The sequence below is a fragment of the Gallaecimonas mangrovi genome (genome assembly GCF_003367375.1).
Classification (GTDB): domain Bacteria; phylum Pseudomonadota; class Gammaproteobacteria; order Enterobacterales; family Gallaecimonadaceae; genus Gallaecimonas; species Gallaecimonas mangrovi.
Genome location: NZ_CP031416.1, coordinates 2,511,210 through 2,536,259 on the forward strand (window position 1 = coordinate 2,511,210; position 25,050 = coordinate 2,536,259).

A 25,050-nucleotide genomic window follows, 5' to 3' on the forward strand; every position below is an offset into this window, starting at 1 on the left:
AAACGGCCCAATGCTACTGGATTGTCAGCCCAGGAGAAAGGCGCTAACCGTAGCCGCTTCGCAGTTTGCTACGAAGCGGCTCACCATCAGCTGGCTTTGTAGCAGTCGTGCATGTTTTTATCGATGGCCACTAACACTTGGCGGCGGTTAATAATGCCCACCAAAATACCGGCCTCAACCACCGGGTAAATCTTCGGCTTTTGGGCGGTCATTCGCTGCGCCAGCTCAAACACCGAATCATTTGGCGCCACGGTAAGCACTTCGGTACGCATGACATCGTCAACCTTCGCTACGGTTTCACAGTGATAACTGCACTCCACCATTTTGGCTAAAAAGTCTTGCTCGGAAACAAAACCAACCAAGTGATTATTGGCATCCACAACAGGCGCCCCGGTTTGCTGGCCAGCCAGCAGTTTTTCAACAGCGGTGGCTATGGGCATATCTGGATGTAAGGTCAGTGGCCGGTGCTGCATATGGTCTCTGATGATCAAAGATTGCATAGTGAACCTCGTGTTTGTGTCTCCCCTAACCCTTTAAGCATAGGCAGCTCTTGGCCGGATGCTTGCAATTTCACCAAAGCGTCCCCACCTTGGTTGAAACCATAAAAAGGAAGCGCCAATGGCGATAGTGACCCTTGTAGTACTGGCCCTGTTGTTAATTGCCTGGTGGCTTTACGGTGAGCAATTAAAAAAGCGCTTTTATCGGCGCCGGGAAAAGCCTCTGAGCGAGACTGACCGTCGCCAGTTGGCAACTGACATGCCGCTTTATTTGCGCTTACCTGCGGCGCAGCGGCAAAAGCTCGACGGCTTGATGCAGGCCTTTTTAAGCCGCATTGATTTTATTGGCTGTGACGGCTTAACCGTGACCGCCCGCATGCGCCATTTAGTGGCGGCGCAGGCTTGCCTGCTGCTGCTGGGAAGGGACGAACCGGCCTACCCCACGGTGCATAGCGTGTATCTTTTTGAAGGGGACTTTATCAATAAAATGCCGCAGCACCTGCCGGGCGGCATTGTCGATATGCAGGGTAAACATTTGGCCGGAGAATCTTGGGGTGATGGCCGGGTCATTCTAAGCTGGCAAGGCTGCCTGCGCTCAGCAGAGCACCCCTTTGACGGCCAAAACCTGGTGGTGCATGAATTTGCCCACCAGTTAGACCAAGCCAAAGGCTTTGCCACCGGGGCACCGTTGCAACGCAGCATACCGGAAGCGCAGCAATGGCAGCAGGTTTTTAGCCATGCTTTTCGCCGCCATTGTGAAGCTACCTTTCACGGCCATCGCGGCCTGATTGACCCTTATGGTGCCACCAATCCGGCAGAGTTTTTTGCGGTGGTATCGGAAGTGTTTTTTGAACAAGGCCAGGCGCTTTATGAGCACGAGCCTGATATGTACCAAGCGCTAGAGCATTTTTATGGCTTGAACACCCGGCTTTGGCATTAAAAAAACCGCCCAAGGGCGGTTTTTTTAATCGTGATTGCAGTTCTCGTCGCACTCATGCTCATCGGCTTCCAGCACTTGTACCAGATTGCCTTTGAAGAACACCCGCACTCGGCGCAGCGGTGACTCGTCGCTTTCCAGCGCATTGATTAGGCTGCGGGCTTCGCGGTTAAAGCGGGCCTGGGCCACATCGCGCTGGGACAGGTTGGTAACCAGCAAACTGCTGCCTTCAGGGCTTACCAGCAGTTGGTCACCGTTTTGCCAGCCAAAGTCGTCGATAACAGCCTGGGTGAGATCCAGCTCGTCTTTACCCAGCACTTTCAACTCAGGGCTCAGGCTCAGTTGGGGACGATTAACAACAGTTTTTGCCTGCTGACGCGGCTTAAGCATGGGTCACTCCCGTATGCGTGAATGGAAAACCGCGCCATGATAGCCGCTTAGAACAAACGCCGCCACCACATCACAATGCCAGAGAACACCAGGCACACCAGCATCATCAGGCTCACCCAAATCCAACCGGCTTTGTCTTCCACCCAGGGCAAGCCGCCAACGTTCATCCCGAAATAGCCGGTGATAACCGACAGCGGTAAGAACAATGCCGTGATAATCGACAACATATATAGGGTTTTATTCATTTGCGCGTCGCGCTCGGCGTTCATATCGTCACGCAATAATTTCACCCGTTCACGCAACAAGTTAAGGCTTTCCAAGAGCCGCGTCATGCGGTCTTGCACCTCTTGCAGCAGCCGCAGTGGTTCGGCGGGCAGGTCGTCTTCAAGCTCGTCGGTGAGTTCTTCGAGCATTTCTTGTTGCGGCTCGATATAACGGCGCAGGCTCAATAGCCGCCGCTCTAACACTAAAATGGGGTTGCGCAGGTCGTGTTTGCTTTCAAGCCAAGCCATTTCCATATCTAAAAGGCCTTCGGTCAGGCGCTTTAAATGTTCATCGGCGCCTCGCACCAAGTTGCGAAGAATATCGCCCAGCACCAGCCAGGTGCTGCTTGGGTCGGTAAGCCGGCCTAATTTGTCGCTGGCTTCAGAGACCGATTTTAAGCCTTGCCCAGCTAGGGTAATAAGCCGCTTGTCGTTAACCAGGCAACGCACCGACACCATGTCTTCGGCTTCTTTACCGGGGTTAAAGTTGATGCCACGCATAATAAGCAGCAAAGTGCCGTCGGCGTCGTACTGCCAGCGCGGACGGGTTTCATCCACTAACGCCGCCTCAACCAAGTAGCGCGGAAAACATTTTTTTAATACTTTGCCAGTAAAATCTTGGGTTCTATCCAGGTGCAGCCACAAGGGCTGCTCCTGGGTTAACGCATCGATGCGGTTATTCGTATCAACCGCTTGCCGGCTATCAAGCCAGTATCCGTATTCTGTCATTCCTGAGGCCTACAAAGCTTTTTGGGATCCAGTAACTCTTTTAATTGCGCTTCACCTAAGCTGGTTTCTTCCTTGGCCACCTCTAAAATGGGGCGACCTTCGGCATAGGCCTTCTTGGCAATGGCTGCCGCTTTAAGGTAGCCGATCTCACTATTTAACGCAGTTACCAATATTGGGTTTTTGTCCAAACTTTCGTTAAGCCGGTCTTGGTTAACGGTAAATCCGGCAATGGCTTTGTCGGCCAGGTGCTCGCAGCCGTTAGCCAGAATGTCGACCATCTGGTTAAGGTTATGTGCCAGCAGCGGCAGCATGACATTAAGCTGAAAGTTACCGCTTTGCGCAGCCAGGGTATTAGCGCTATCAAGGCCAATAACCTGGGCACTAATCATGGTAAGCGCCTCCGGGATAACCGGGTTTACCTTGCCGGGCATAATGCTTGAGCCGGGCTGCAAGGCCGTTAGGCTGATTTCCCCAAGCCCGGCCAGCGGCCCCGAGTTCATCCAGCGCAAATCATTGCTGATTTTCATCAGTGCCACCGCCAGCTGGCGCATGGCCGCCGATGCGGCCAAAGGCGCTTCTTGCGCCGCCATGTGTGCAAAGGGCCATTCATGGGCTTCAACATGAAGGTGCATCCGCTCAGACAACCGCACACAAACCCCGCCAGCCAGTTTGGGGTGAGCATTAATGCCGGTGCCAACGGCGGTACCACCCAGCGGCAGCTTGGCTAAGCGCTTAATGGCATGGCGAATGTCATCTTCCACTTGCTCTAACTGCACCTGCCAAGTGGTCAGCTCCTGGCCAAAGGTTAGCGGCATGGCGTCCATTAAATGGGTGCGGCCGGTTTTCACTACGTCATCGAGGCTAGCCGCTTTCTTTTCAATGGCTTTAATAAGGTGGTTAAGCTTTGGCAGCAATACCTTTTCAAGCCCGGTCAATACCGAGATTTGCAGCGCCGACGGCACCGTGTCGTTAGAGCTTTGGCCCATGTTGACATCGTCGTTAGGCTGCACGTCGTGGCCCGCCAGATTGGCAATCACCTCGTTGACGTTCATATTGCTGGAAGTGCCAGAGCCGGTTTGAAAAACCTCAACCGGAAAGGCTTCTAAAGGCTTGTCGGCCAGGAGCTTGTCAGCGGTTGTAATAATGGCCTTGGCCTTGGTGTCATCCAACAAACCAAGGGTTAAATGGGTTTGCGCGGCAGCACGCTTGATTTCGATAAGGGCGGCGAGAAAACGCCAGGGCATGGGTTGCCCAGAGAGCTGGAAGTTATCAACGGCCCGCTGGGTTTGTGGGCCATAAAGGGCGTTGTCAGGAAGGCTGACCTCACCCAATGAGTCTTTCATCACTTTAGCCATGATCTACCTCCTTTTGTATTCACCCTGCCACGAAGGCAAGTGGTTGTCACTCCAGTCCTTTGTTGGCTTTAAGCTTTGTTGGTAACGCCAGCGGCGGTAAACAAGGGCTTTAACAGCTAACCGTAAATTTGACGATTAGCCTTATCGGCCAGGCAGTAAAAAAGGGCCCGAAGGCCCTTTTTTATACTTCCATAAAGTGCTGCGGCGGGTTGGTGCTGACGTCTTCTTCGTAGTCAACATCGTCCAAGCCAAAGCCGAAGAGTTTCAGGAACTCTTCTTTGTAACCGTCGTAGTCGGTGATTTCGCGCAGGTTTTCGGTGGTCACTTTGTCCCACAGCGCCTTACAGGCGTTTTGCACGTCTTCTTGCAGCTCCCAATCGTCCATGCGGATACGGTTCATATCGTCGGTATCGCAGGCGCTGCCATCGGCTTTATAAAGCTGCTGGCTAAAGAGACGGAACACGTGCTCCATGGTGCCTTCGTGCAAGCCTTTTTCCTTCATCACCTTGTAAACAATGGCGATGTAGAGCGGCATAACCGGAATGGCAGAGCTGGCCTGCGTAACCACCGACTTAAGAACCGCCACGTGGGCTTCGCCGCCGGTGCCTTTGAGCAGCGCATCAATAGCGGCCGCCGCACGGTCAAGGTCTTCTTTCGCTTTACCGATGGTGCCATGCCAGTAGATAGGCCAGGTAATTTCGGTGCCGATGTAGCTATAAGCTACAGACTTGCAACCGTCTGCCAGCACGCCAGCGTCGTTAAGGGCTTTGATCCAAAGCTCCCAGTCTTGGCCACCCATCACGGTGATGGTGTCTTGAATTTCCTGCTCGTTGGCTGGCTCCACATCCACCGAGATGATTTCATCTTTGTTGGTATCAACGGCAGTGGCGCTGTAGGGCTTGCCAATGGGTTTCAAGGTGGAGCGCACCAGTTCACCGCTATCGGGCAGTTTGCGCACTGGCGAAGCAATGGAATACACCACCAGGTCAATTTGCCCCAGGTCTTCCTTAATTACTTCAATGGCTTTTTGCTTGATTTCGTTAGAGAAAGCATCGCCATTAATAGACTTGGCATAAAAGCCCGCTTCGGTTGCCAGCTTATCGAAAGCAACAGCGTTGTAGTAACCGGCGGTACCGGGTTTGGTATCTGTTGCAGGCTTTTCAAAGAAAACGCCCAGCGTTGAAGCGCCAGCACCAAAGGTGGCAGCGATACGAGACGGCATACCGTAGCCGCTAGAGCTGCCAATAACTAAGACGCGCTTGGGGCCATTTTCAATGGCGGGATGCTCTTTTGTGTAATTGATCTGTTCCAGAATGTTGGCTTCACAACCCTTTGGGTGGGCAGTAGTACAGATGAAGCCACGGATCTTGGGCTTGATAATCATGAGGGGTCCGTGTGTTCGTTTCACAATTAGCGCTGATGTTAGCCCATTTTATCTAAGACAAACATCCGATCACCTTCACCGCTTGCGCGGTTTCCTTACTTTAGCGACCCAAACACTCACCAAAAAAAGTGCTGAGCAAACAGCAATTTTTGACAACTGATGGATCTTTTTTTAACCAACCCCCTTGCCAGCAGTCCATACAGCAATTACTGTATATCCATACACTGTATATGATTACAGTAACCAGGAGAGACCCATGGACCCGCGTTTGAATCAACTGCTGCAAAACAACACCGTCTGGACCGGTCGTCATTGGCAACAGCAAGTGCCTGCCTACGCTACCGGCTATCAAGAACTTGACCAGCACTTACCTGGCCAGGGTCTCCCAAAAGGCGCCATTACCGAAATTCACTATCACCAAGACGGTATTGGCGAACTGCGCTTATTAATGCCAATGCTGGCCAAGCTTTCCCAAGAAAAGCGTTGGCTAATTTTTATAGCTCCGCCGCACATTCCCTACGGCCCGGCCCTGGCAGCCATGGGCGTGGATTTATCCCGAGTGCTGGTTATTCACCCGTCAAAAATCAAAGACGAGTTGTGGACCTTAGAACAAGCCCTTAAAAGCGGTACCTGTAGTGCGGTGTTGGCTTGGCCCCGCGAAGTCAGCGACCCGCAAATACGCCGCTTGCAACTGGCTGCACAAAAAGGCGATTGCTTGGGGGTGTTTTTTTACCGCCGCCAGCGCGCTCAAAGCCCTGCAGCACTGAGGCTTTCTCTGCAGCGCCAGCAAAATGTTGTAAATATCGGAGTTGATAAACGCAAAGGTGGCTGGCCGGTACCGAGCCAACCTATCAATCTTGGTGAGCACGCCATTCGTGGCCAAGACAACATTGTTCAAGGCCCCTGGGAAGGCTGATGCGCTGGCTTTACCTGCATTTTCCCAACCTAGCCTTAGAACTGGGCAGTGCAGGCATTGGTATACCAGCCCCCAAGATCACCTTGGACAAACAGGGGTTTGTGAGCTGCGCAAGCCAGCAAGCTTTAGCGCAGGGTGTACAAGCGGGTATGAAGCTCAGCAGTGCGCTGGCGCTGTGCCCAGATTTAATTGAGGTGCCCACCTCACCCTTGCAATTAAGCCAAGGGCTGTTAACCCTGGCCCAAGCTGGCTACGACCTTGCAGGGCCTTTAAGCTTGCAACCGCCGGCAGGTTTGCTGATTGAACTGTCTTCAATGCAGCGCCTTTATGGTAGCGACCAAGCCCTGCTAGCTTGCCTGTGTGATAGCTATCAGCAGTTAGGCCACCAGCTTTATGCCGGTGTTGGAGATACCCCTTTAGCGGCAAAACTGCTGGCCATGGTTGATATGGGCCCCCTGCCCTCTCACCAAGCCAAAGCCATGATTGCCGACCTTTCAGTTAGTGCGTTGGAATTACCACAGCTACTACAAAACCGCTTACAACGTGCCGGGCTTAACCGCATTGGCCAACTGCTAGCACTGCCGCGCATGGAGCTGGGCAAACGTTATGGCGCGCCTTTACTCTCCGTACTTGGCCGCCTTGATGGCAGCTTAAAAGAGCCTCGCCAGCTTTATCATCCACCAGAGTCATTCTTACAAGAGCACGCTTTTAGCCTGGATGTAGAGCAAGCCCAAGGGCTACTTTTTCCCCTGAGCCGGCAATTAAAAGCCTTGGCGTTATTTTTAGAAAAGCGGCAATTGGCCTGTAGCCAGTTACAGCTGACCCTGACTTTTCGGCAGCGACCGCCCTTAACCCTACTGCTACGGGGCGCAGAAGCACTTTGGCGCAGCGAAGATTGGCAAGAAATAGCCCGGCTACGCTTGGAAAAGCTGCTGCTGGATGCTCCCGTCACCGCCCTGACACTGCAAGCCCAGCAGCTGAGCCCCAAAGAGCAAAGAAGCGCCCCATTATTTGCCGCCCAGCGCCCGGACGAACCCTTATTAGGGCGCTTAATTACCCGTTTGGGGGAACACGCCGTACAAGGGCTATGCCTTAATGCCAACCACAGCCCCGAACAAGCCTTTTTATGGGTAAGGCCCGGCGAAAGCTGCGCCGTGGAGCCAGCGCCAGCACTACGCCCCCTGTGGCTGCTGCCAAAACCTGAGCCACTGCGCGACGCGCCAGACATTATTCGCGGGCCTGAACGATTGGAAAATGGTTGGTGGCAACACCGTATTTGCCGTGATTACTTTATTGCCCGCCACCCCACAGGTGGCCTTTGCTGGATATTTAAAGACAAGGATGATGCCTGGTATCTGCATGGCTGGTTTGGCTAATGTTCGCCCAGCTTTGTACCCTGACTAACTTCAGTTTTTTAACGGGGGCTTCTCACCCCCAGGAGTTAGTGAAAACCGCGCAGCAGCTGGGTTATGAGGCCATTGCCATAACCGACGAATGCTCGGTGGCAGGGGTGGTAAGGGCCTTTGAAGCCGCCAAAGACAGCACCATAAAACTCATTATTGGCAGCCACTTCACACTGGAAGATGGCCTGAGGCTAACGCTGCTTGCGCCGACCTTAAAGGCCTACCAAGAACTGTGTGCGCTGATCAGCCAAGGGCGAAGCCAAGCGCCGAAGGGGCAATACCGGCTAGAGCGCAACCACCTTCAGCACCTGCAATATTGTTTCGTGCTTTGGCACCCAAATGAGGCTGACACGGCTTCGGCCAACTGGCTTAAAGCACATTTTCAAGGCCGCCTGTGGTTAGCCTTAGGCCGATACCTGCTGCCAGAGGAAGATATTAAGCTTGAACGCTTAACCGCTTTTGCCCAAGCGCAACAATTGCCGGTAGTAGCGGCGCCCAAGGTAAGGATGCATAGCCCCAAGCGCCAGCGCTTACTCGACTGCCTGAGCGCCCTTCGCCACCACTGCACGGTACAAACGGCAGGTTGGAAGCTCAGTGCTAACCGTGAAGCGGTTTTACTGCCACTCGATACACTGCAACAGCGCTACCCGAAGCAATGGCTGACAGAAAGCTGCCGCATTGCCAACCGTTGCCAGTTTTCACTGACCGAGCTGCATTACCGCTATCCCGATGAATGGCTACCCGCCGGCCTTAGCGCCAGCCAATATCTGGCACAAGAGGTAAATAAAGGACTGGCGCGCCATTACCCGCAGGGTGCGTCAGAGAAAGTAAAGGCGCTTATCACCAAGGAGCTGGGGCTCATTGCCGAACTGGGCTATGAGCATTACTTTTTAACCCTTTACGACATTGTTAACTTTGCCCGCCAGCAGCAGATCCTTTGCCAGGGGCGTGGCTCGGCCGCCAATTCGGCGGTGTGTTTTTGCTTAGGAATAACCGCGGTTAACCCAGAGCAAGGCAACCTTCTTTTTGAACGTTTTATCTCTAAAGAGCGCCAAGAACCGCCCGACATTGACGTGGATTTTGAACATGAGCGGCGCGAAGAAGTTATTCAATATATCTACCGCCGTTATGGCCGTACCCGCACCGCATTAACAGCCACGGTTGTGAGTTATCGGCGCAAGAGTGCCATTCGCGATATCGGTAAAGCGCTGGGCCTAGAAACCGCCATGATTGAAAGCTTGCTTAGCCAACTGGATGGCCGGGATAAGCTTGAACCTTGGCGTGAACAGCTAAAACGTTTGTGCGCAAACCGTGGCGGGCTTTGGCCCGATTTTATTGAATTGGTTGACGAGCTGATTGGCTTTCCAAGGCACCTTTCCCAACATGTGGGCGGCTTTGTTATTAGCCAGGGGCCGCTTGACCAACTGGTGCCCCAGGAAAATGCCTCCATGGCCGGGCGCACTGTTATTCAATGGGATAAAGACGACTTAGAAAGCTTGGGGCTGATGAAAGTCGATGTGCTGGCACTTGGCATGTTAACCGCCATTCGTAAGTGTTTTGCGCTGATTAAGCACCATGGCGGGCCGTCGCTCACGTTAGCCAATGTTCCCCAAGGTGACCCAGCCGTTTATGCGATGCTGCAAAAAGCTGACAACGTTGGCGTCTTTCAGGTGGAATCCCGGGCCCAGAGCAACATGCTGCCCCGCTTAAAACCGGCCTGCTTTTATGATTTGGTGATTGAAGTCGCCATAGTGCGACCGGGGCCAATACAAGGTGACATGGTGCACCCCTACCTAAAACGCCGCGATGGCTTAGAAGCTGTTAGTTACCCGTCAAGCGCCCTTGAGAAGGTTTTAAAACGCACCTTGGGAGTGCCCCTATTTCAAGAACAAGTGATTGAAATCGCCATGGTGGCGGCAAACTTTAGTGCCGGTGAAGCCGACCAACTACGCCGCGCTATGGCCAATTGGTCCCGTAATGGCCACATTGAGGCCTTCAGGCAAAAACTCATCAAGGGCATGCAAGATAACGGCTATGAACCGGCCTTTGCCGAGCGCATTTTTGAGCAAATAAAAGGGTTTTCCGGTTATGGTTTTCCTGAGTCGCACTCGGCCAGCTTTGCACTGCTGGTTTATGTGTCGGCTTGGCTAAAATGTCACCACCGGGCCGCTTTTTGCTGTGCGCTACTCAACAGCCAGCCCATGGGCTTTTATACACCTTCGCAGTTGGTGCAGGACGCCAAGCGCCATGGTGTTGAGGTGCTGCCGGTGAGTGCCAGCGATTCTGACTATGAACATGGCTTACAAGATGGCCGCCTGCGACTGGGCCTTTGTTTAATAAAAGGCGGCAATGACGCGGCGCTTCGCCAGTTTGTGATGGCTCGCCACCAACATGGCTTGCAGCAGGCTCTTGCTGCCCTACCCCGCGCGCAACAGGAGCTACTCGCCAGTAGTGGCGCCTTAGATACGCTTTACCAGCACCGCTACCAGGCTGCCTGGCAACGGGCTCGCTTAGGCGAGCAGCTACCGCTTTTTGCCGAGCAAAGCGAACCAGACGACATCACCACTGCGCTTGCTGCCCCTAGCGCCGAGCAAGCGATGCAGGCCGACTACCAGCAGCTCGGTTTAACTCTCGGCCGTCATCCCCTGGCACTGCTGCGCCGCCAAGGGCGCTTTAGTAAAACCCTGAGCGCCGCTGATCTTAGCGATTGCGTGTCCGGGCAGGCCGTACACGTGGCGGGGTTAGTCACAGGTCGCCAGCGACCGGGAACTGCCTCAGGCGTTACCTTTGTGACCCTGGAAGATGAAACCGGCAACATAAACTTGGTGGTGTGGGCGGCAACAGCCCACCATCAGCGCCAAGCCTTTTTAAAAGCTCGCTTATTAGAAGTGGCGGGGATCGTTGAAAAAGAAGGCGCCATTGTGCATGTCATGGCCGGGCGGCTGACAGACCGCAGCGACTGGCTAGATGCTTTGCCGGTTCCCTCGCGGGACTTTCGTTAGCAAAAAGCCCGGCGTCGGCCGGGCTTTGGTTGGGGGAGTGTTGTCGGTTAAAAGCGATAGTGGACGTCAAGCCCATAAGTACGGGGATCATTCACCCTAACCGTTGGGGTATCGAGAATTTCGGCGGCAAAGCCACCTAAGTTATAAAGCGTGGTGTTATCCAGCAGGTTTTTACCCCAAATAGACACTTGCCAGTGGTCGTCACTACTAAACCAGCTAAGCTGGGCATTTAAATCCTTGGTGTCATTAAAATAATCCGGAATTTGATAAGCGATAGGGAGCAGATCAGGGTCATCTTTGGCGGTGTTTTCGGCAAACACATAATCCATGTGGAATTTAAAGGTGCCAGCGGCCAACCGCAAACTGGGGAAATAATCAAACGTCAGGGTGTAGTCAAACACATCCGAGGAATGGCTTTCGTCGGTTACCAATTGCCCTTCCGAGTTGTAGTAATCATTCCAGTCGGATTTGGTATGGCGATATTCCCCTACCATACCCAGCTTGACGTTGTCGGTGGCCTGCCAATCCAGCAACATCTCCAAGCCCTTTATTTTTTGGTCGCCATTGATAATAACCGGCACCAATGCCGACGAGCCTGGCAGCATGCTGTTCACGCTTTGCTGACGGTTATCAACATCCATGTTGTACACATCTAATTGCACCCGCAGCACATCAAACAGTGAGGCTTTATAACCCAGTTCAATGTCTTTCACGCTTTCTGGCTTGAAGGGATTTTCGGCAGTGGTAACGTCGAGCGAGTCATAACCGCCGGCTTTGTAACCTGTTGAATAGGTTAAATAAGCCATTTGATTTTCGTTGATGTGATAACGCCCGCCTACCCGGCCTGTCCATTTGCTCCAGTTATGGCTGGCTTCAAGGTTATCAACCAGTGGGAAGAGCTGATCAACCATGCTGGGCAGACTAATGCCGTCAACGGTGTTTTCGGTGATTTTCCAGCTGAATTTCTTTTTATCATAGCTGTAGCGAAGGCCAAAAATGGCGCCCCACTTGTCATTGATTTTGTAATCAAAATCCGAATACACGCCGTAACTGGTAAAGTCGCCTCGGTTAGCGACGTTCTCCCCCCAATACTGCCCACTGTAACTGGGGCCCAGCAGCGCCGATTCCCCCAACGCTTCTGACATCGCCTGATAGGACAAATCGCCGGTGGCGGTAATGGCATCGGCAAGACCCGGATCAAAGGCCGAACTGCCCATCGCGCTCAGAAGGCTGTTCACACTTGGGTCGGCTTGCGACATCACGCTCAAGACAGTGCCCCAGTCGGAAGCATTCCAGATATGGTCAACCGGTAGCCCTAGAGAAGCGATGGTGGCATCGTCGTAGCCGAGAGATTGCATGGTACTGACCAAGGTGTCATTAAGGCTTTCAGTAACCAGGCGCTCAACGGTATCAACCGTCAGTTCTACCGTGGTTTTTTGGTAGACATTTTCCTTGCTGTAAGTCGCACCGCCCACATAGCTGAGCCTGTCGCCTTGGTAGTTAAACTGCACTTCGTTGTAGAAAATGTCAGAGTCTTCATAGTTGATGGTATCCACATACCGGGTAATGTCAGCGGTGCCGTCGGTGTCATCCTTGCCTGACGCTTCCCATTCCCGGTAGCTACTAATGAATTTACCCGACCATTTATCGGAAAAGGTGTGGTTGAGCTTCATGGAGATCGCGCTCATGTCGCGCCATTCATGGCCGTCATCAACGTCACTGGCCATTTTTCGTGATGCAGGATCGGTGCTGTAGGCGTAGTCACTTACCCCTAACTGCGCCGAATAGCCTTGATGCAGATGGTCCCAATCGTATGCCAACTGCAAGCTGGTGCTGTCAGTTGCCTTCCATAACATCGCCACCCGTGCGGCTTGGTGGTCACGGTTACCCAGCTCATCACCGTTGTAATCGCTGTTTTCGTTATCAACGTAGGAGTCACGCTGGTTGGTAATGCCATTAACCCGCAAGTAAAGGGTGTCGGTGAGTGGCAAATTGACCATGCCCTCTATCCGCCGTAACGAATAGTCTCCTAGCCGTACGTCAAGATAACCGTCGACGTCATCACTGGGTTCATTGGGATAAATACTCACCACACCGGCGGCGGCGTTTTTTCCAAACAATGTTCCTTGTGGGCCTTTTAATACTTCCACCCGTTGCAGGTCAGAAAACAGCACACTTTGCGCAGCCCGCGGCATATAAAAGTCGTCAAAAAATACAGCAACGGAAGGGTCGCCACCGGTGCTGATATTGCTACTGGAAATACCGCGCATGGTAGCTGTGCCTTGTACCACTTCGTTTTTACTGAAGCTAAAACCCGGGGTGTAATCAGACATATCACCTAATGACACCGAGCCGGTTTCTTTCAGTTGGCTGCCACTGACCACATCAACCGGTACCGGCACATCCATCACGTTTTGGGTGCGTTTTTGTGATGTCACCACGATGACATCGGTAGGCTTGGACGACGCAGCCTCTTTGCTGTTATCCGCCTCCTGTTCAGCGTGAACAGCACCACTGAAAAGCGCGAGAAAGAGTGCCGAATACCCCAAAGGCTTCGTCGCCGATCTTATTGCGTGTTGTTGCGTTTTCATTGACCTGTCCTTGTTTAGGTGGCGCCACATTAAAGAGCGAGCATTCACTCGATTTAATTAAGCAATGCCTCCTGTCTAAAATTCAAGCACTTTGCAAACGCAGAATGTTACATTTCGAAGTAGATCACGTTACATTGCACGAAAAAAAATTTAACTGCATGTTTTTAAATAATTTATAGGAAGAAAGGTTTTTATTGACAGCCCTACCGCTGACGCGATTATACATTTTCATTCAATTAGGCTTGTTTTCGTCATGGTTAAATTTACAGCAAAATAGGTTTGACAGGGCTTTGTTCACTATCGCATATTCAAAAACGAGTGATTGCTCGCTCTAAAATGGATAACGGTAATGATGGATGCAGAAACCTCAGCCTACATAAACTTGTACGGTCTGCTTGGAAACTTGGTTAACCTTTGCCAATTGGATAGTGAAGCAAAGTCTTTACTGCCCAAAAAAGCCGTTTCGGTTGGCTTTGTCATCTACAAAGGCCCCTCTTTAGCACTGCGCTTTGAAGCAACATCCGGTTGCCAGAGGCTTGATGCCAGCGCCCTTAGCCAAAACATCGTTTTGGTATTTCGCTCTGTTCGCCATTTCAACGCGATGATGTCTGGTAAAGCGATGCCCATCATTGTCAAAGGCTTTACGAAATTACGGTTCTTAACTGGCACCTTTAGCCATTTAAGCCAGCGCTTAGAACACTTTTTAAAGCCTCAGCCCCAGTACTTAAACGACAACCAATTTAACGACATCAGCACCCGTTTAACCCTCTTTACTGCGGTTGTTGCAGCGGCACAAATTGGTAACCACGACCCAGAAGTTAAAGCCATTACCGGCGCCTTATCAGACGGCAATATTGCCCTGACGGTTAAGGGCGGCCCCAGTTTAGAAGTACAAGTAAGAACGCATCAATTTACGGTTACGGAGCAAATTAAGGACCGCGCCAACGCCTATATGGAGTTTGCCGATCTGGGCACTGTTGGTGACCTATTGGCGGGCCGTATTGATGCCTTCTCGGCTATTGCCAGCAACAAGATCCAGCTAGCGGGTTTTATCCCGCTACTAGATGGCTTCGATAAGTTACTGTTTCGCGTTAACTATTACCTAAAGCAGGAGTCATGATGAAAACCAATCAATATGGCCTGTCGGAACAAACTTTTGCCCGCGCCTTAAAAGTGATCCCTGCCGGTGTCTATGGTCACCTCGGCCCTTCAGGAGGCTGCGCTATTCCTGCCAGTGCTTATCCCAAATATGTGTCTAAAGCCAAAGGAGCCTATTTTTGGGACCTCGATGGCAACCGCTATATCGACTACATGTGCGCTTACGGGCCAAATGTTCTGGGCTATTGCGACCCCGATGTCGACGGCGCCGTTAGCACCCAGTTGGCCTTAGGCGATTGCGCAACGCTGCCTTTTAGTAACATGGTAGATATGGCTGAACTGTTGGTTGATACCGTTGCCATGGCCGATTGGGCTTTTTTCGCCAAAAACGGTGGCGACGTCACCAGCTTGGCACTGATGGCAGCCAAGGCCGCCACCGGCAGAAAGAAAACCATTCTGGTCAAAGGTAACTACCATGGCGTAGCCCCCTGGACCCACAAAATGGGGGCACCTGGTATTACCCCGGAAGATGTTGCTAACAACCTCTATGTAGAATGGAATAACTTCGCGCAATTAAAAGCGCTGGTTGAGCAGCATAAAGGCGAAATAGCCTGTTTTATGTCAACGCCTTATTGGCACCCCGCATTTGTTGATAACCAGCTCCCCGCCCCTGATTACTGGCAAAAAGTACGCAAGTTATGTACCGATAACGGCATCGTATTGGCCATTGATGATGTGCGCTGTGGATTTCGCCTTGATATTAAAGGCTCAGACCATCACTACGGCTTTAAAGCCGACCTGATGTGCTTTTGCAAGGCGCTGGGTAATGGCTATAACTTTTCCGCCCTGTGCGGTATCGACGCACTGAAAGACGCAGTAGCAAATGTGTTTTATACCGGCAGCTACTGGCTGTCAGCCGCGCCTTTTGCTGCGGGCTTAGCCACCATCAACAAACTAAAAAAGCTTGCGGGCGCCGAGTTAATGAACCGCCAGGGCAGCAAACTGACTCATGGCTTACAAGAAGTGGCTGAGCATCACGGTTTTAAGTTGCAGATCAGCGGCGAACCCGCCATGTGGTTTATGCGCATCAGTAATGATGACAATCTGGTCCTTCACCAACAATGGGTTGCTGAGTGCGTGAAACGTGGCGTGTTCTTTACTAATCACCACAACTTATTTATGAATTGCGCCATCAGCGATGACGATATTAACTTCACTCTGGATGTTGCCGCCGAGGCATTTTCCGTCGTGGCACACAATAACCCGGCCAGTTTGAACCCGTAGGAGTAATGCATTGAGCGCTCAAGAAAAAGTAGTTTCATTCAGTAAAGAAGCCTTTGCTAAGACGTCTCCCAAACGCCAAGACAAAATACTGACTGAAGCCATAAAAGCCTTTGCCGAGCATGGTTTTGCCGGTACCAACATCAATGATATTGCTCGTGATGCCGGCGTGAGTATCGGCGCCATGTATTCGTATTTTTCGTCGAAAGAAGATTTATTTCTGACCATTGTTAGCCAGCAGTTTGGCTTGTTGCAGCAAATACTCGACAGCATCGATATTGAGCAGGATTTTTTTGACTCACTGACCCAACTATTTGAGCTGACCCGTGCTAACGCCCTTAAACATGCGCACCTTAGCCAAATTTATTTAGACATTACCAGCCAGTCGATGGCACCGATGGCACAAAAACTGTCAGGGCAGTTTGAAGATCCGGTGGTCAGTTTCTTACTGAGCCTTATCGAAAAAGCAAGAAAAAGTGGCAGTATCCGCCCTGATGTTAATGGCAATGTGCTGGCTTTTTGTATTGATAACCTATTGACCATGTTCCAATTTTCTTTCAGCTCTTCTTATTACCAAGCCCGGATGCAGCTCTATATTGGTGACAATATTGCAGATGACGCCTTGATCCCCGCCATGCTCAAAATTATCAAAAATCAGCTTTAGGCCTAGGAGAACAGGGATGAAAAAAGTGGCTTTGGTGGTGGGCGCCTCATCTGGCTTTGGCTTATTGGTTGCCCAAGCTTTATTAAAAACAGAGTTTATTGTTTACGCTGCAGCCCGCCGCACCGAGCCGATGGCACAGCTGGCAAAGCAAGGCGCAAAACTGCTTAGCATGGATGTCTGCAGCGACACATCGGTGAACGACGGCATTAACACGCTACTTAACGAGCAGCACCGCATAGACGTGGTATTTAATAACGCCGGCTACGGCGCTTATGGCTGCGTAGAGCTGGTGGATACCGCTGAGGTTATGCATCAATTTAACGTTAATGTCTTCGGCGTTGCCCGTATAAATAAGGCAGTACTGCCCAGCATGCGCAAGCAAGGCAGCGGCCGCATTATTGTGACAACCTCATTAGCAAGTCACCTAACAACCCCTGGCAGTGGCTGGTATACCGCCACCAAACACGCCCTAAAAGCACTTTGTGAAGCCATGCGAATGGAGTTGAAGCCGCTGGGCATTAAGGTTATTCAGATTGAACCGGGGCCCGTGAAAACCGGCTTTGAAGAAGTAGCCTTTACGCAATTTGAACAGCTGCCAGAAGAACGGGACTACCAGCCGCTAATGTCAGCTTTTCAACGCTATATGCATGAAACCTACCGTAAAGCACCCGGCCCCAAAAGTACCGTTGAAGCCATGCTAAAGGCAGCGACGGCCCACAACCCCAAAGCCGTTTATCGTACAACCATGGCGGCGAAAGTGTTTGCCCCGCTTCGCCAATGGCTGGGCAGTGCAGTAACAGAATGGTTGGTGATGAAGATTTTTAACGCTCATCAGGCGCAAACGCGAGTTTAAGCGCTGCCATCAATTGCGCTCGAACCAGCTTGTCGTCCCCCTCTTTAACTGAGTGGAACTCAAAAATAGCGCTAAGTCTCTGGCTTTGAATATCACTTAGCTTGGCACTAAGTAAGGTACTAGCCAAGCTATCCAACATTTGCACAATCGCATTGGCCGGTAACGCAGGGTTGATTTGTCCTTTCTCAATCGCCGCGGTTACTAACTGGCGCCAACACACGATGCCAGCTCTTTCCATATCGATAATTTCGTCGGTAAACCGCGCATTGTAAGCATGACTAAGCTCAACCCAAATCGCCATCAAGGCACGCTGTTCATGCGCCAAGCCTTGGATTCTTTCGAATCCCAATTCAATCGCCAGGAAGAAATCTAACGCTTCAAGACCAACAAATACTTGCGCTTGCAGTTGCTTACCCTGCTCAATGACTGAGCGGATCATGTCATCGCGAGTGGGAAAATAGCTATAAAGTGAGCCGTAAGAGACACCGGCTAACATAGCAATGTCTTTCATTCGGGCCTTGGCCAGTCCCTCATTGGCAAGCTGGTTAGCCACGACGGTGAGTATTTTTTGGCGCTTATGTTCAGGAATATTATCAAAGGTACTATTGTGGTATTTCGTTTGCGTTGTCATGACTTACCCACGTTTAAAAAAGGTTCGTCAACACTTTGCGGCGGCTGACTAAGTGGCATTAATACCTGTGCTCGGTCGCGGTTAATCACACTTATCATTAACGCGAATATGCAGCCGCAAATCAGCCAAAGCGCAATGGCAACATTGGCCATTACTACATAGCTTCCGCTCACTGAGAGTAAAAGCCCGCCTAAAGCAGGGCCTAGCCCTTTTCCGATGTTATCGCAGAGGTTATAAACCGAAAAAACACTTCCCCGATGTTCGGGGTGGTTGACGTTCATCAAAATAGCTTTGCAGTTAGACGCTGGAACCGAAATGGAGATCCCCGCCACCCCAGCGAGCAAGGCGCAGCTGGTTACCGAAACGAACCAACCATTGAAAATTAAAAAACAGGGAATAATGCCAAACAAAACCCCTAGACAACAAAGCAGCGGCAACAATTTAGGCTCTTTTAAAAACAACCTGTCGCCAACCAGCGCCCACATAACACCGCCAATACCGGCGCTAATTCCAAATAACTCCCAAATATAAGTGGCTTGTTCACGGCTAAAGTGCTGTGTGTTTGAAAAAATAACAATCAACCAAAAAGGGAAAAGCCCCCAGGGAATAGAGCCAGGGAGTCCTTGCAAAAAGACAAGTAGGTTCGTTTTTTTTCGCCAAAGTTCAAGCCAATGGCGAAAGCCCATAGCATGCACTTGATGGGTTAACCTGGGCTCTGTTGCCCCTCTTTTCGGTTCTCTTGCCACAAGAAAGAACAACAGCAGCAATGGAAAACTGGGTAAAGCCGCCCAAATAAAAGCCCAGCGCCACCCATAATTGGTTGCCGCTGCCGTAATAGCCAGCAAAGGACCGCAGACCATACCAATGCCCCAGGCAAAATCGACCATGGCACTGGCCGTAGCGCGGTGTTTTACCGAAAAGTAATCACTAAGCATTGAAAAAGTCAGCGGATAAATACCACCAACACCAATCCCGGTTAGGGTGCGCAAAACGACAAAAGACCAGAAGGAACCACTGAAAAAGGTAACCCCTGTCAGCAAACAGGGCAGTTCACCTAACAGTACCACCCCAATAAATAAACCTTTGCGAGGTAGTCGGTCAGTTTGGTAGCCCACAACCAGACCGACGATGGCACCAAAAACAACAAAAGAGGAGCTAGCCAAGCTTAACTGTACATCGGTAACAGCAAACTCTTGGGAGAGCTCTTGAATGATAGCCGGCGTAATAAAAACATCGCACATCAGAAAAAAAGATAAGGCGACTATCAGCAGTAATGTCAGTAAGTCACGTCCCCACATTATCAACACCTCCCTGTTGTTGATAAGAGCGAATAAAATTGCCATACCAGTGACCACTTTCTTTAATCACTCTGTGCTGGCTGGGGTAATCAACGTAAACAAGCCCAAAACGTTTGCTATACCCAGTTGCCCATTCGAAGTTATCCAATAGTGACCAAGCAAAATAGCCTCGTACGTCAGAACCCTTTGCTCGGCAATCCATTACCGCCGCTATATGTGTTTTTAAATATTGCATTCGAAGAGGATCATGCACCTGCCCATTAGCCAGTACATCGGTGTAGGCTGCTCCATTTTCGGTAATATAGGTTGGTGGATTGCCATAATCCTCCCTGAGCCAACTCAGCACTTGCCTCATGCCGTTAGGATTGACCTCCCAGCCCATGGCCGTGTGCTGCTCTGACTCGCCTTGCTTATTGTCTATTCCGGGCTTAGAACCTGTTATCCAGCTCTTTAAGAAAGGGACATACCAGCGGTGACTGGCATACTCACAGTTGTAATGGTTCACACCAACAAAGTCGGTTGGCTGCGAAATAACCGCCAGATCGTTATCTTGCATTTTTGGCCAAAACCATTGCAGGCGCTGTAGTAGCTCGGTTGGGTACCCCCCCTTTAACAAGGGCGACAGCGTAATATGATTGAGTAACTGGTTACCAAAACTAGCGGCCCAAACATCTTTTTTTCGCTCTGTTGCCGGCAGAATGGGGGTCAAACTTAGGGTGATCCCTACTTGGGCTTTAGCGGATAAAGCTCTAATACGCTCAACAGCCATACCATGAGCTAATAATTGATGGTGCATAACGCTAAGAAACTGCCCCAAACTATGATGTCCTGGTGCATGAGAACCCAGTAAATAGCCAAAAGCAGCATGCTCAAAAGGCTCATTAATGGTGATCCAGTTCTTTACTCGGTCACCAAGAGCGCCAACAACAATCTCCACGTAGTCGGCGAAACGCTGACATGTATCACGATGCACAAACCCTTTATTAAGCTGATATAGAGCAAGAGGAAGATCCCAATGAAATAAGGTAATAAATGGCGTGATATTCGCTTCAAGAAGACCGTCGACTAAGCGGCTATAAAAGTCCAAACCTCTCTGATTCACTTTCCCTTGACCATCAGGCTGAACCCGAGGCCAAGCAATAGAAAACCGATAAGCACCTAAATTAAGCGCCTTCATTAGCGCTACATCCTGCTGCCAAAGGTGGTAATGGTTACAGGCCCTATTGCCTGTATCACCACCAACCACCTTATTTCGTTGCTGACTAAAGTGGTCCCAAATTGATAGACCCCGACCGTCTTCAAAGGCAGCCCCTTCTATTTGATAAGCAGATGTAGCGGCTCCAAAGAGAAAATCCTTCTCCATAAACGCTCAAAATTGACAGACATGTCAATCAACTTAGCATTTAAGATGATTAGTAGGCTGATTTATTCACGGCAACGTGATACTGACCAAAAAACAACCTGAAATTAAGGCCAATTCAGAGAATTTATCTCTAAGTAAGCCGTTAGTAAAAAAGGCAGGTAAACCTGCCTTTATCAGAAACAATATCGAAGTCTACTTCGTGCAACGGATCTGCCAAGTCAATTGATACTGTCCGCTATTTGACACCATTGCACTGGTGTCTGTATCGCCATCAAGAGTAGCCCCGCTCATACTGCTATTGGATGTGCGGTCTTTAGCCAACTCATCATCAGGTGATAAAAGCTTTTGTTTTATGATGGTAAAAGAACCGAAGTCATGCTCACTGCATTGATCTAATGCCTGATCTTTAGCATCACTCATAACTTCCGAGCGACTATCGCCTTTGGCTGTAATGACATAAACACCATCAGGCTTCTTAAGTGCAGCGGTATTGCTACATGCGGTAATGCCTGCCGTTACGCCAAACATCAAAATTGCTAATGAAAATTTCTGCATGTGTAACTCCCTTTCCTTGAAGTTCACATCTAGCCTAGAACTTGAGCCTTTTACAGAACATGAATGTAAAAGGTCACAAAAGCACCAAGCCCACCTCATAAATTACTTATTCAGGTTTAGTATCTGGGACTGTATTCAGTTTCATGTCCAAACTTTATCGCCTCCCTATATGGCCCACACACAGGTTCCATCCGAAAAGCAGCCAGTAAGGAGAATATTGTTATGAGTGAAGTCAATTAAGTCGCCAAATCCGTCCAGTGCTCAGAGAAGGAAAACGTTAAAAACTCATAGTCCAAACTAAATAGCCAGCGTTTATTAGGTTTGAGTTCTTCGTGTATTCGGAGGGTAGAGCGCAACGCGTGACCGGCTTATCACGCGCTATTAAAGCTCCATCACATGGCGGCGACAAGCGCATCGGAAACCGGCGCTTGGACGTACCCACAGAGACAGAGGGCGGCGGTGGTTGAGTCTCGAAGTTAAAGCACAGCTTTCACGCAGGTAAACGCGAGCACACAGGAAGGACGCTGCCGGCGGCAGCGGCTTATCTGTTTCGCCATGTGCGAGCAGTGATTATCAGACAGCAGACAAACAAAAAGGCCCAGTCGTAAGACTGGGCCTTGGTGCTTATTAGGTGCCTGGCAGTGACCTACTCTCACATGGCGAATGCCACACTACCATCGGCGCAACTGCGTTTCACTTCTGAGTTCGGAATGGAGTCAGGTGGTTCCACAGCGCTATTGCCGCCAGGCGAATTCATTTAAGTCCGCTCAATGAGCCAACTTATCAATTCGGATTAAAGCTGATGTAACACTTTTAAGAGGTCTCACCCTTACTTGGCGTCCACCAAAACCCTTTGGGTGTTGTATGGTTAAGCCGCACGGGCAATTAGTACTGGTTAGCTCAACGTATCACTACGCTTACACACCCAGCCTATCAACGTCCTGGTCTTGAACGACCCTTTAGGAGACTCGAAGTCTCAGGGATGACTCATCTCGAGGCTTGCTTCCCGCTTAGATGCTTTCAGCGGTTATCAATTCCGAACTTAGCTACCGGGCAGTGCCACTGGCGTGACAACCCGAACACCAGAGGTTCGTTCACTCCGGTCCTCTCGTACTAGGAGCAACCCCTCTCAATCATCCAACGCCCACGGCAGATAGGGACCGAACTGTCTCACGACGTTCTGAACCCAGCTCGCGTACCACTTTAAATGGCGAACAGCCATACCCTTGGGACCGACTTCAGCCCCAGGATGTGATGAGCCGACATCGAGGTGCCAAACACCGCCGTCGATATGAACTCTTGGGCGGTATCAGCCTGTTATCCCCGGAGTACCTTTTATCCGTTGAGCGATGGCCCTTCCATTCAGAACCACCGGATCACTATGACCTACTTTCGTACCTGCTCGACGTGTCTGTCTCGCAGTTAAGCTGGCTTATGCCATTGCACTAACCTCCTGATGTCCGACCAGGATTAGCCAACCTTCGTGCTCCTCCGTTACGCTTTAGGAGGAGACCGCCCCAGTCAAACTACCCACCAGACACTGTCCTTAATCCCGATAAGGGACCGAAGTTAGAACATCAAACATACAAGGGTGGTATTTCAAGGTTGGCTCCACACATACTGGCGTACGTGTTTCATAGCCTCCCACCTATCCTACACATGTAGGCTCAATGTTCAGTGTCAAGCTGTAGTAAAGGTTCACGGGGTCTTTCCGTCTAGCCGCGGGTACACTGCATCTTCACAGCGAGTTCAATTTCACTGAGTCTCGGATGGAGACAGCATGGCCATGGTTACACCATTCGTGCAGGTCGGAACTTACCCGACAAGGAATTTCGCTACCTTAGGACCGTTATAGTTACGGCCGCCGTTTACCGGGGCTTCGATCAAGAGCTTCACCTTACGGCTAACCCCATCAATTAACCTTCCGGCACCGGGCAGGTGTCACACCGTATACGTCCTCTTTCGAGTTTGCACAGTGCTGTGTTTTTGATAAACAGTCCCAGCCATCTGGTCACTGCGACTCTCAACTGCTTACGGAGCAAGTCCTTCACAATCAAGAGCGTACCTTCTCCCGAAGTTACGGTACTATTTTGCCTAGTTCCTTCACCCGAGTTCTCTCAAGCGCCTTAGTATTCTCTACCTGACCACCAGTGTTGGTTTGGGGTACGGTTCCTATGCAACTGAAGCTTAGAGGCTTTTCCTGGAAGCGTGGCATCAACAGCTTCGTGACCGTAGTCACTCGTCTCGTGTCTCGGAATTAGCAGCCCGGATTTACCTAAGCTACCTCCCTACGCACTTTCACATGGACAACCAACGCCATGCCTGCCTAGCCTTCTCCGTCCCCCATCGCATTGCATAGAAGTACAGAAATATTAATCTGTTTCCCATCGACTACGGCTTTCGCCCTCGCCTTAGGAGCCGACTCACCCTGCCCCGATTAACGTTGGACAGGAACCCTTGGTCTTCCGGCGTGGAGGTTTTTCACCCCCATTAACGTTACTCATGTCAGCATTCGCACTTCTGATACCTCCAGCATGCCTCCCGACACACCTTCAACGGCTTACAGAACGCTCCTCTACCGCTCACACATAGTGTGAACCCGTAGCTTCGGTGCATAGCTTAGCCCCGTTACATCTTCCGCGCAGACCGACTCGACTAGTGAGCTATTACGCTTTCTTTAAAGGGTGGCTGCTTCTAAGCCAACCTCCTAGCTGTCTAAGCCTTTCCACATCGTTTCCCACTTAGCTATGACTTGGGGACCTTAGCTGACGGTCTGGGTTGTTTCCCTTTTGACAACGGACGTTAGCACCCGCTGTCTGTCTCCCGGATAGTACTCTTGGGTATTCGGAGTTTGCATGGGTTTGGTAAGTCGGGATGACCCCTAGCCCAAACAGTGCTCTACCCCCAAGGTATTCGTCCGAGGCGCTACCTAAATAGCTTTCGAGGAGAACCAGCTATCTCCCGGTTTGATTGGCCTTTCACCCCTAATCACAGGTCATCCCCTACTTTTGCAACAGTAGTGGGTTCGGTCCTCCAGTACCTGTTACGGCACCTTCAACCTGCCCATGACTAGATCACCGGGTTTCGGGTCTATACCTTGCGACTGGACGCCCAGTTAAGACTCGGTTTCCCTACGGCTCCCCTATTCGGTTAACCTCGCCACAAAATATAAGTCGCTGACCCATTATACAAAAGGTACGCAGTCACACCCGAAGGTGCTCCTACTGCTTGTACGTACAGGGTTTCAGGTTCTATTTCACTCCCTCGCCGGGGTTCTTTTCGCCTTTCCCTCACGGTACTGGTTCACTATCGGTCAGTTGGGAGTATTTAGCCTTGGAGGATGGTCCCCCATATTCAGTCAAGATACCACGTGTCCCGACCTACTCATCGTGTGCAACAATGCTTGCCATTTCATGTACGGGACTATCACCCTGTATCGCGGCACTTTCCAGAGCCTTCCACTATGACAAACACTGATAAACACACTGGGCTGTTTCCCGTTCGCTCGCCGCTACTGAGGAAATCTCAATTGATTTCTCTTCCTCGGGGTACTTAGATGTTTCAGTTCTCCCGGTTCGCCTCGTTACCCTATGTATTCAGGTAACGATACTTGCTTATGCAAGTGGGTTTCCCCATTCGGAAATCATTGGCTCAAGCGGTTCTTATCACCTCACCAATGCTTATCGCAGATTAGCACGTCCTTCATCGCCTCCAACTGCCTAGGCATCCACCCTGTACGCTTAGTCACTTAACCATACAACCCCTAAGGGTTTCGCTTGCGCGAACCTTAATATCGACGTTAACGACATTAAGCTGTATGTGACTAACACCTGGTTTTTT

General features: G+C 50.8%; 18 protein-coding genes and 2 rRNA genes. 8 read left to right on the plus strand and 12 right to left on the minus strand.

Annotated features, from left to right (window positions below):
* Positions 1-86: 86 nt before the first annotated feature.
* The gene (locus DW350_RS12050) at positions 87-500 is read right to left on the minus strand and encodes a CBS domain-containing protein (RefSeq protein ID WP_115719103.1); all 414 of its coding nucleotides are present in this window, start codon (positions 498-500) and stop codon (positions 87-89) included.
* Between the two features lie 118 nt (positions 501-618).
* On the opposite strand from DW350_RS12050, the gene DW350_RS12055 reads away from it, so the two are divergent.
* Complete coding sequence (locus DW350_RS12055; RefSeq protein ID WP_115719104.1) at positions 619-1,437, plus strand: M90 family metallopeptidase; 819 nt, start codon at positions 619-621, stop codon at positions 1,435-1,437.
* Positions 1,438-1,461: 24 nt separating this feature from the next.
* Here DW350_RS12055 and DW350_RS12060 read toward each other — a convergent pair whose 3' ends face one another.
* The 4 genes from DW350_RS12060 to fabV all read right to left on the minus strand — a co-directional run bounded on the left by DW350_RS12060 (position 1,462) and on the right by fabV (position 5,555).
* Positions 1,462-1,824, minus strand: a complete 363-nt coding sequence (locus tag DW350_RS12060) for a hypothetical protein (protein WP_115719105.1) — start codon at positions 1,822-1,824, stop codon at positions 1,462-1,464.
* Between the two features lie 47 nt (positions 1,825-1,871).
* Positions 1,872-2,816: a CorA family divalent cation transporter gene (locus DW350_RS12065; protein WP_115719106.1), complete on the minus strand. Its 945-nt coding sequence runs from the start codon at positions 2,814-2,816 to the stop codon at positions 1,872-1,874.
* Positions 2,813-4,171 (minus strand): class II fumarate hydratase, encoded by a 1,359-nt coding sequence (locus DW350_RS12070; RefSeq protein ID WP_115719107.1) that lies wholly within the window; start codon positions 4,169-4,171, stop codon positions 2,813-2,815. Before DW350_RS12070 ends, DW350_RS12065 begins: the two co-directional genes overlap by 4 nt.
* Before the next feature lie 181 nt (positions 4,172-4,352).
* Positions 4,353-5,555 (minus strand): enoyl-ACP reductase FabV, encoded by a 1,203-nt coding sequence (gene fabV / locus DW350_RS12075; protein WP_115719108.1) that lies wholly within the window; start codon positions 5,553-5,555, stop codon positions 4,353-4,355.
* 256 nt (positions 5,556-5,811) lie between these two features.
* Here fabV and imuA point away from each other — a divergent pair, with 256 nt between their 5' ends.
* The 3 genes from imuA to DW350_RS12090 are packed head-to-tail and all read left to right on the plus strand — an operon-like array spanning position 5,812 to position 10,876.
* Positions 5,812-6,471, plus strand: coding sequence for a translesion DNA synthesis-associated protein ImuA (imuA, locus tag DW350_RS12080; RefSeq protein WP_115719109.1), 660 nt, complete (start codon positions 5,812-5,814; stop codon positions 6,469-6,471).
* Positions 6,471-7,847, plus strand: a complete 1,377-nt coding sequence (locus DW350_RS12085; RefSeq protein WP_115719110.1) for a Y-family DNA polymerase — start codon at positions 6,471-6,473, stop codon at positions 7,845-7,847. The genes imuA and DW350_RS12085 overlap by 1 nt, the downstream gene beginning before the upstream one ends.
* Positions 7,847-10,876 carry an error-prone DNA polymerase gene (locus DW350_RS12090; RefSeq protein ID WP_115719111.1) on the plus strand — a complete coding sequence of 1,010 codons (3,030 nt, stop codon included), beginning with the start codon at positions 7,847-7,849 and terminating at the stop codon, positions 10,874-10,876. Before DW350_RS12085 ends, DW350_RS12090 begins: the two co-directional genes overlap by 1 nt.
* A 47-nt stretch (positions 10,877-10,923) precedes the next feature.
* Here the strand turns inward: DW350_RS12090 and DW350_RS12095 are convergent, their stop codons facing one another.
* A complete protein-coding gene (locus tag DW350_RS12095) occupies positions 10,924-13,467 on the minus strand; it encodes a TonB-dependent receptor (protein ID WP_192954669.1) in 2,544 nt (847 codons plus the stop codon).
* A gap of 349 nt (positions 13,468-13,816) precedes the next feature.
* On the opposite strand from DW350_RS12095, the gene DW350_RS12100 reads away from it, so the two are divergent.
* The 4 genes from DW350_RS12100 to DW350_RS12115 are packed head-to-tail and all read left to right on the plus strand — an operon-like array spanning position 13,817 to position 17,363.
* Positions 13,817-14,587 carry a hypothetical protein gene (locus DW350_RS12100; protein WP_115719113.1) on the plus strand — a complete coding sequence of 257 codons (771 nt, stop codon included), beginning with the start codon at positions 13,817-13,819 and terminating at the stop codon, positions 14,585-14,587.
* Entirely contained in the window at positions 14,584-15,849 is a 1,266-nt protein-coding gene (locus DW350_RS12105) for an aminotransferase class III-fold pyridoxal phosphate-dependent enzyme (RefSeq protein ID WP_115719114.1), read from the plus strand. Before DW350_RS12100 ends, DW350_RS12105 begins: the two co-directional genes overlap by 4 nt.
* A 10-nt stretch (positions 15,850-15,859) precedes the next feature.
* Complete coding sequence (locus DW350_RS12110; protein WP_115719115.1) at positions 15,860-16,510, plus strand: TetR/AcrR family transcriptional regulator; 651 nt, start codon at positions 15,860-15,862, stop codon at positions 16,508-16,510.
* A 16-nt stretch (positions 16,511-16,526) separates the two neighbouring features.
* Entirely contained in the window at positions 16,527-17,363 is an 837-nt protein-coding gene (locus tag DW350_RS12115; RefSeq protein ID WP_115719116.1) for an SDR family NAD(P)-dependent oxidoreductase, read from the plus strand.
* Here the strand turns inward: DW350_RS12115 and DW350_RS12120 are convergent.
* From DW350_RS12120 to DW350_RS12145, 6 genes are all read right to left on the minus strand, one after another.
* On the minus strand, positions 17,332-17,994 hold the full coding sequence (locus DW350_RS12120) for a TetR/AcrR family transcriptional regulator (protein WP_115719117.1): 663 nt from the start codon (positions 17,992-17,994) through the stop codon (positions 17,332-17,334). The two genes, DW350_RS12115 and DW350_RS12120, sit on opposite strands and share 32 nt — an antisense overlap.
* The gene (locus DW350_RS12125) at positions 17,991-19,292 is read right to left on the minus strand and encodes an MFS transporter (protein ID WP_192954670.1); all 1,302 of its coding nucleotides are present in this window, start codon (positions 19,290-19,292) and stop codon (positions 17,991-17,993) included. Before DW350_RS12125 ends, DW350_RS12120 begins: the two co-directional genes overlap by 4 nt.
* Complete coding sequence (locus DW350_RS12130; protein WP_115719119.1) at positions 19,279-20,655, minus strand: GH1 family beta-glucosidase; 1,377 nt, start codon at positions 20,653-20,655, stop codon at positions 19,279-19,281. Before DW350_RS12130 ends, DW350_RS12125 begins: the two co-directional genes overlap by 14 nt.
* A 192-nt stretch (positions 20,656-20,847) precedes the next feature.
* Entirely contained in the window at positions 20,848-21,210 is a 363-nt protein-coding gene (locus DW350_RS12135) for a hypothetical protein (RefSeq protein ID WP_115719120.1), read from the minus strand.
* 633 nt (positions 21,211-21,843) lie between these two features.
* Positions 21,844-21,958 (minus strand): 5S ribosomal RNA (gene rrf, locus DW350_RS12140).
* Positions 21,959-22,074: 116 nt separating this feature from the next.
* Positions 22,075-24,964: ribosomal RNA gene (locus DW350_RS12145) — 23S ribosomal RNA — on the minus strand.
* Positions 24,965-25,050: the final 86 nt, after the last annotated feature.

Coding starts and splice junctions, on each gene's coding strand:
- DW350_RS12060 (WP_115719105.1), bottom strand. CDS start 1,824: ATGCTTAAGCCGCGTCAGCAGGCAAAAACTGTTGTTAATCGTCCCCAA.
- DW350_RS12055 (WP_115719104.1), top strand. CDS start 619: ATGGCGATAGTGACCCTTGTAGTACTGGCCCTGTTGTTAATTGCCTGG.
- DW350_RS12065 (WP_115719106.1), bottom strand. CDS start 2,816: ATGACAGAATACGGATACTGGCTTGATAGCCGGCAAGCGGTTGATACG.
- imuA (WP_115719109.1), top strand. CDS start 5,812: ATGGACCCGCGTTTGAATCAACTGCTGCAAAACAACACCGTCTGGACC.
- fabV (WP_115719108.1), bottom strand. CDS start 5,555: ATGATTATCAAGCCCAAGATCCGTGGCTTCATCTGTACTACTGCCCAC.
- DW350_RS12070 (WP_115719107.1), bottom strand. CDS start 4,171: ATGGCTAAAGTGATGAAAGACTCATTGGGTGAGGTCAGCCTTCCTGAC.
- DW350_RS12100 (WP_115719113.1), top strand. CDS start 13,817: ATGATGGATGCAGAAACCTCAGCCTACATAAACTTGTACGGTCTGCTT.
- DW350_RS12115 (WP_115719116.1), top strand. CDS start 16,527: ATGAAAAAAGTGGCTTTGGTGGTGGGCGCCTCATCTGGCTTTGGCTTA.
- DW350_RS12085 (WP_115719110.1), top strand. CDS start 6,471: ATGCGCTGGCTTTACCTGCATTTTCCCAACCTAGCCTTAGAACTGGGC.
- DW350_RS12135 (WP_115719120.1), bottom strand. CDS start 21,210: ATGCAGAAATTTTCATTAGCAATTTTGATGTTTGGCGTAACGGCAGGC.
- DW350_RS12125 (WP_192954670.1), bottom strand. CDS start 19,292: ATGTGGGGACGTGACTTACTGACATTACTGCTGATAGTCGCCTTATCT.
- DW350_RS12050 (WP_115719103.1), bottom strand. CDS start 500: ATGCAATCTTTGATCATCAGAGACCATATGCAGCACCGGCCACTGACC.
- DW350_RS12105 (WP_115719114.1), top strand. CDS start 14,584: ATGATGAAAACCAATCAATATGGCCTGTCGGAACAAACTTTTGCCCGC.
- DW350_RS12095 (WP_192954669.1), bottom strand. CDS start 13,467: ATGAAAACGCAACAACACGCAATAAGATCGGCGACGAAGCCTTTGGGG.
- DW350_RS12130 (WP_115719119.1), bottom strand. CDS start 20,655: ATGGAGAAGGATTTTCTCTTTGGAGCCGCTACATCTGCTTATCAAATA.
- DW350_RS12090 (WP_115719111.1), top strand. CDS start 7,847: ATGTTCGCCCAGCTTTGTACCCTGACTAACTTCAGTTTTTTAACGGGG.
- DW350_RS12120 (WP_115719117.1), bottom strand. CDS start 17,994: ATGACAACGCAAACGAAATACCACAATAGTACCTTTGATAATATTCCT.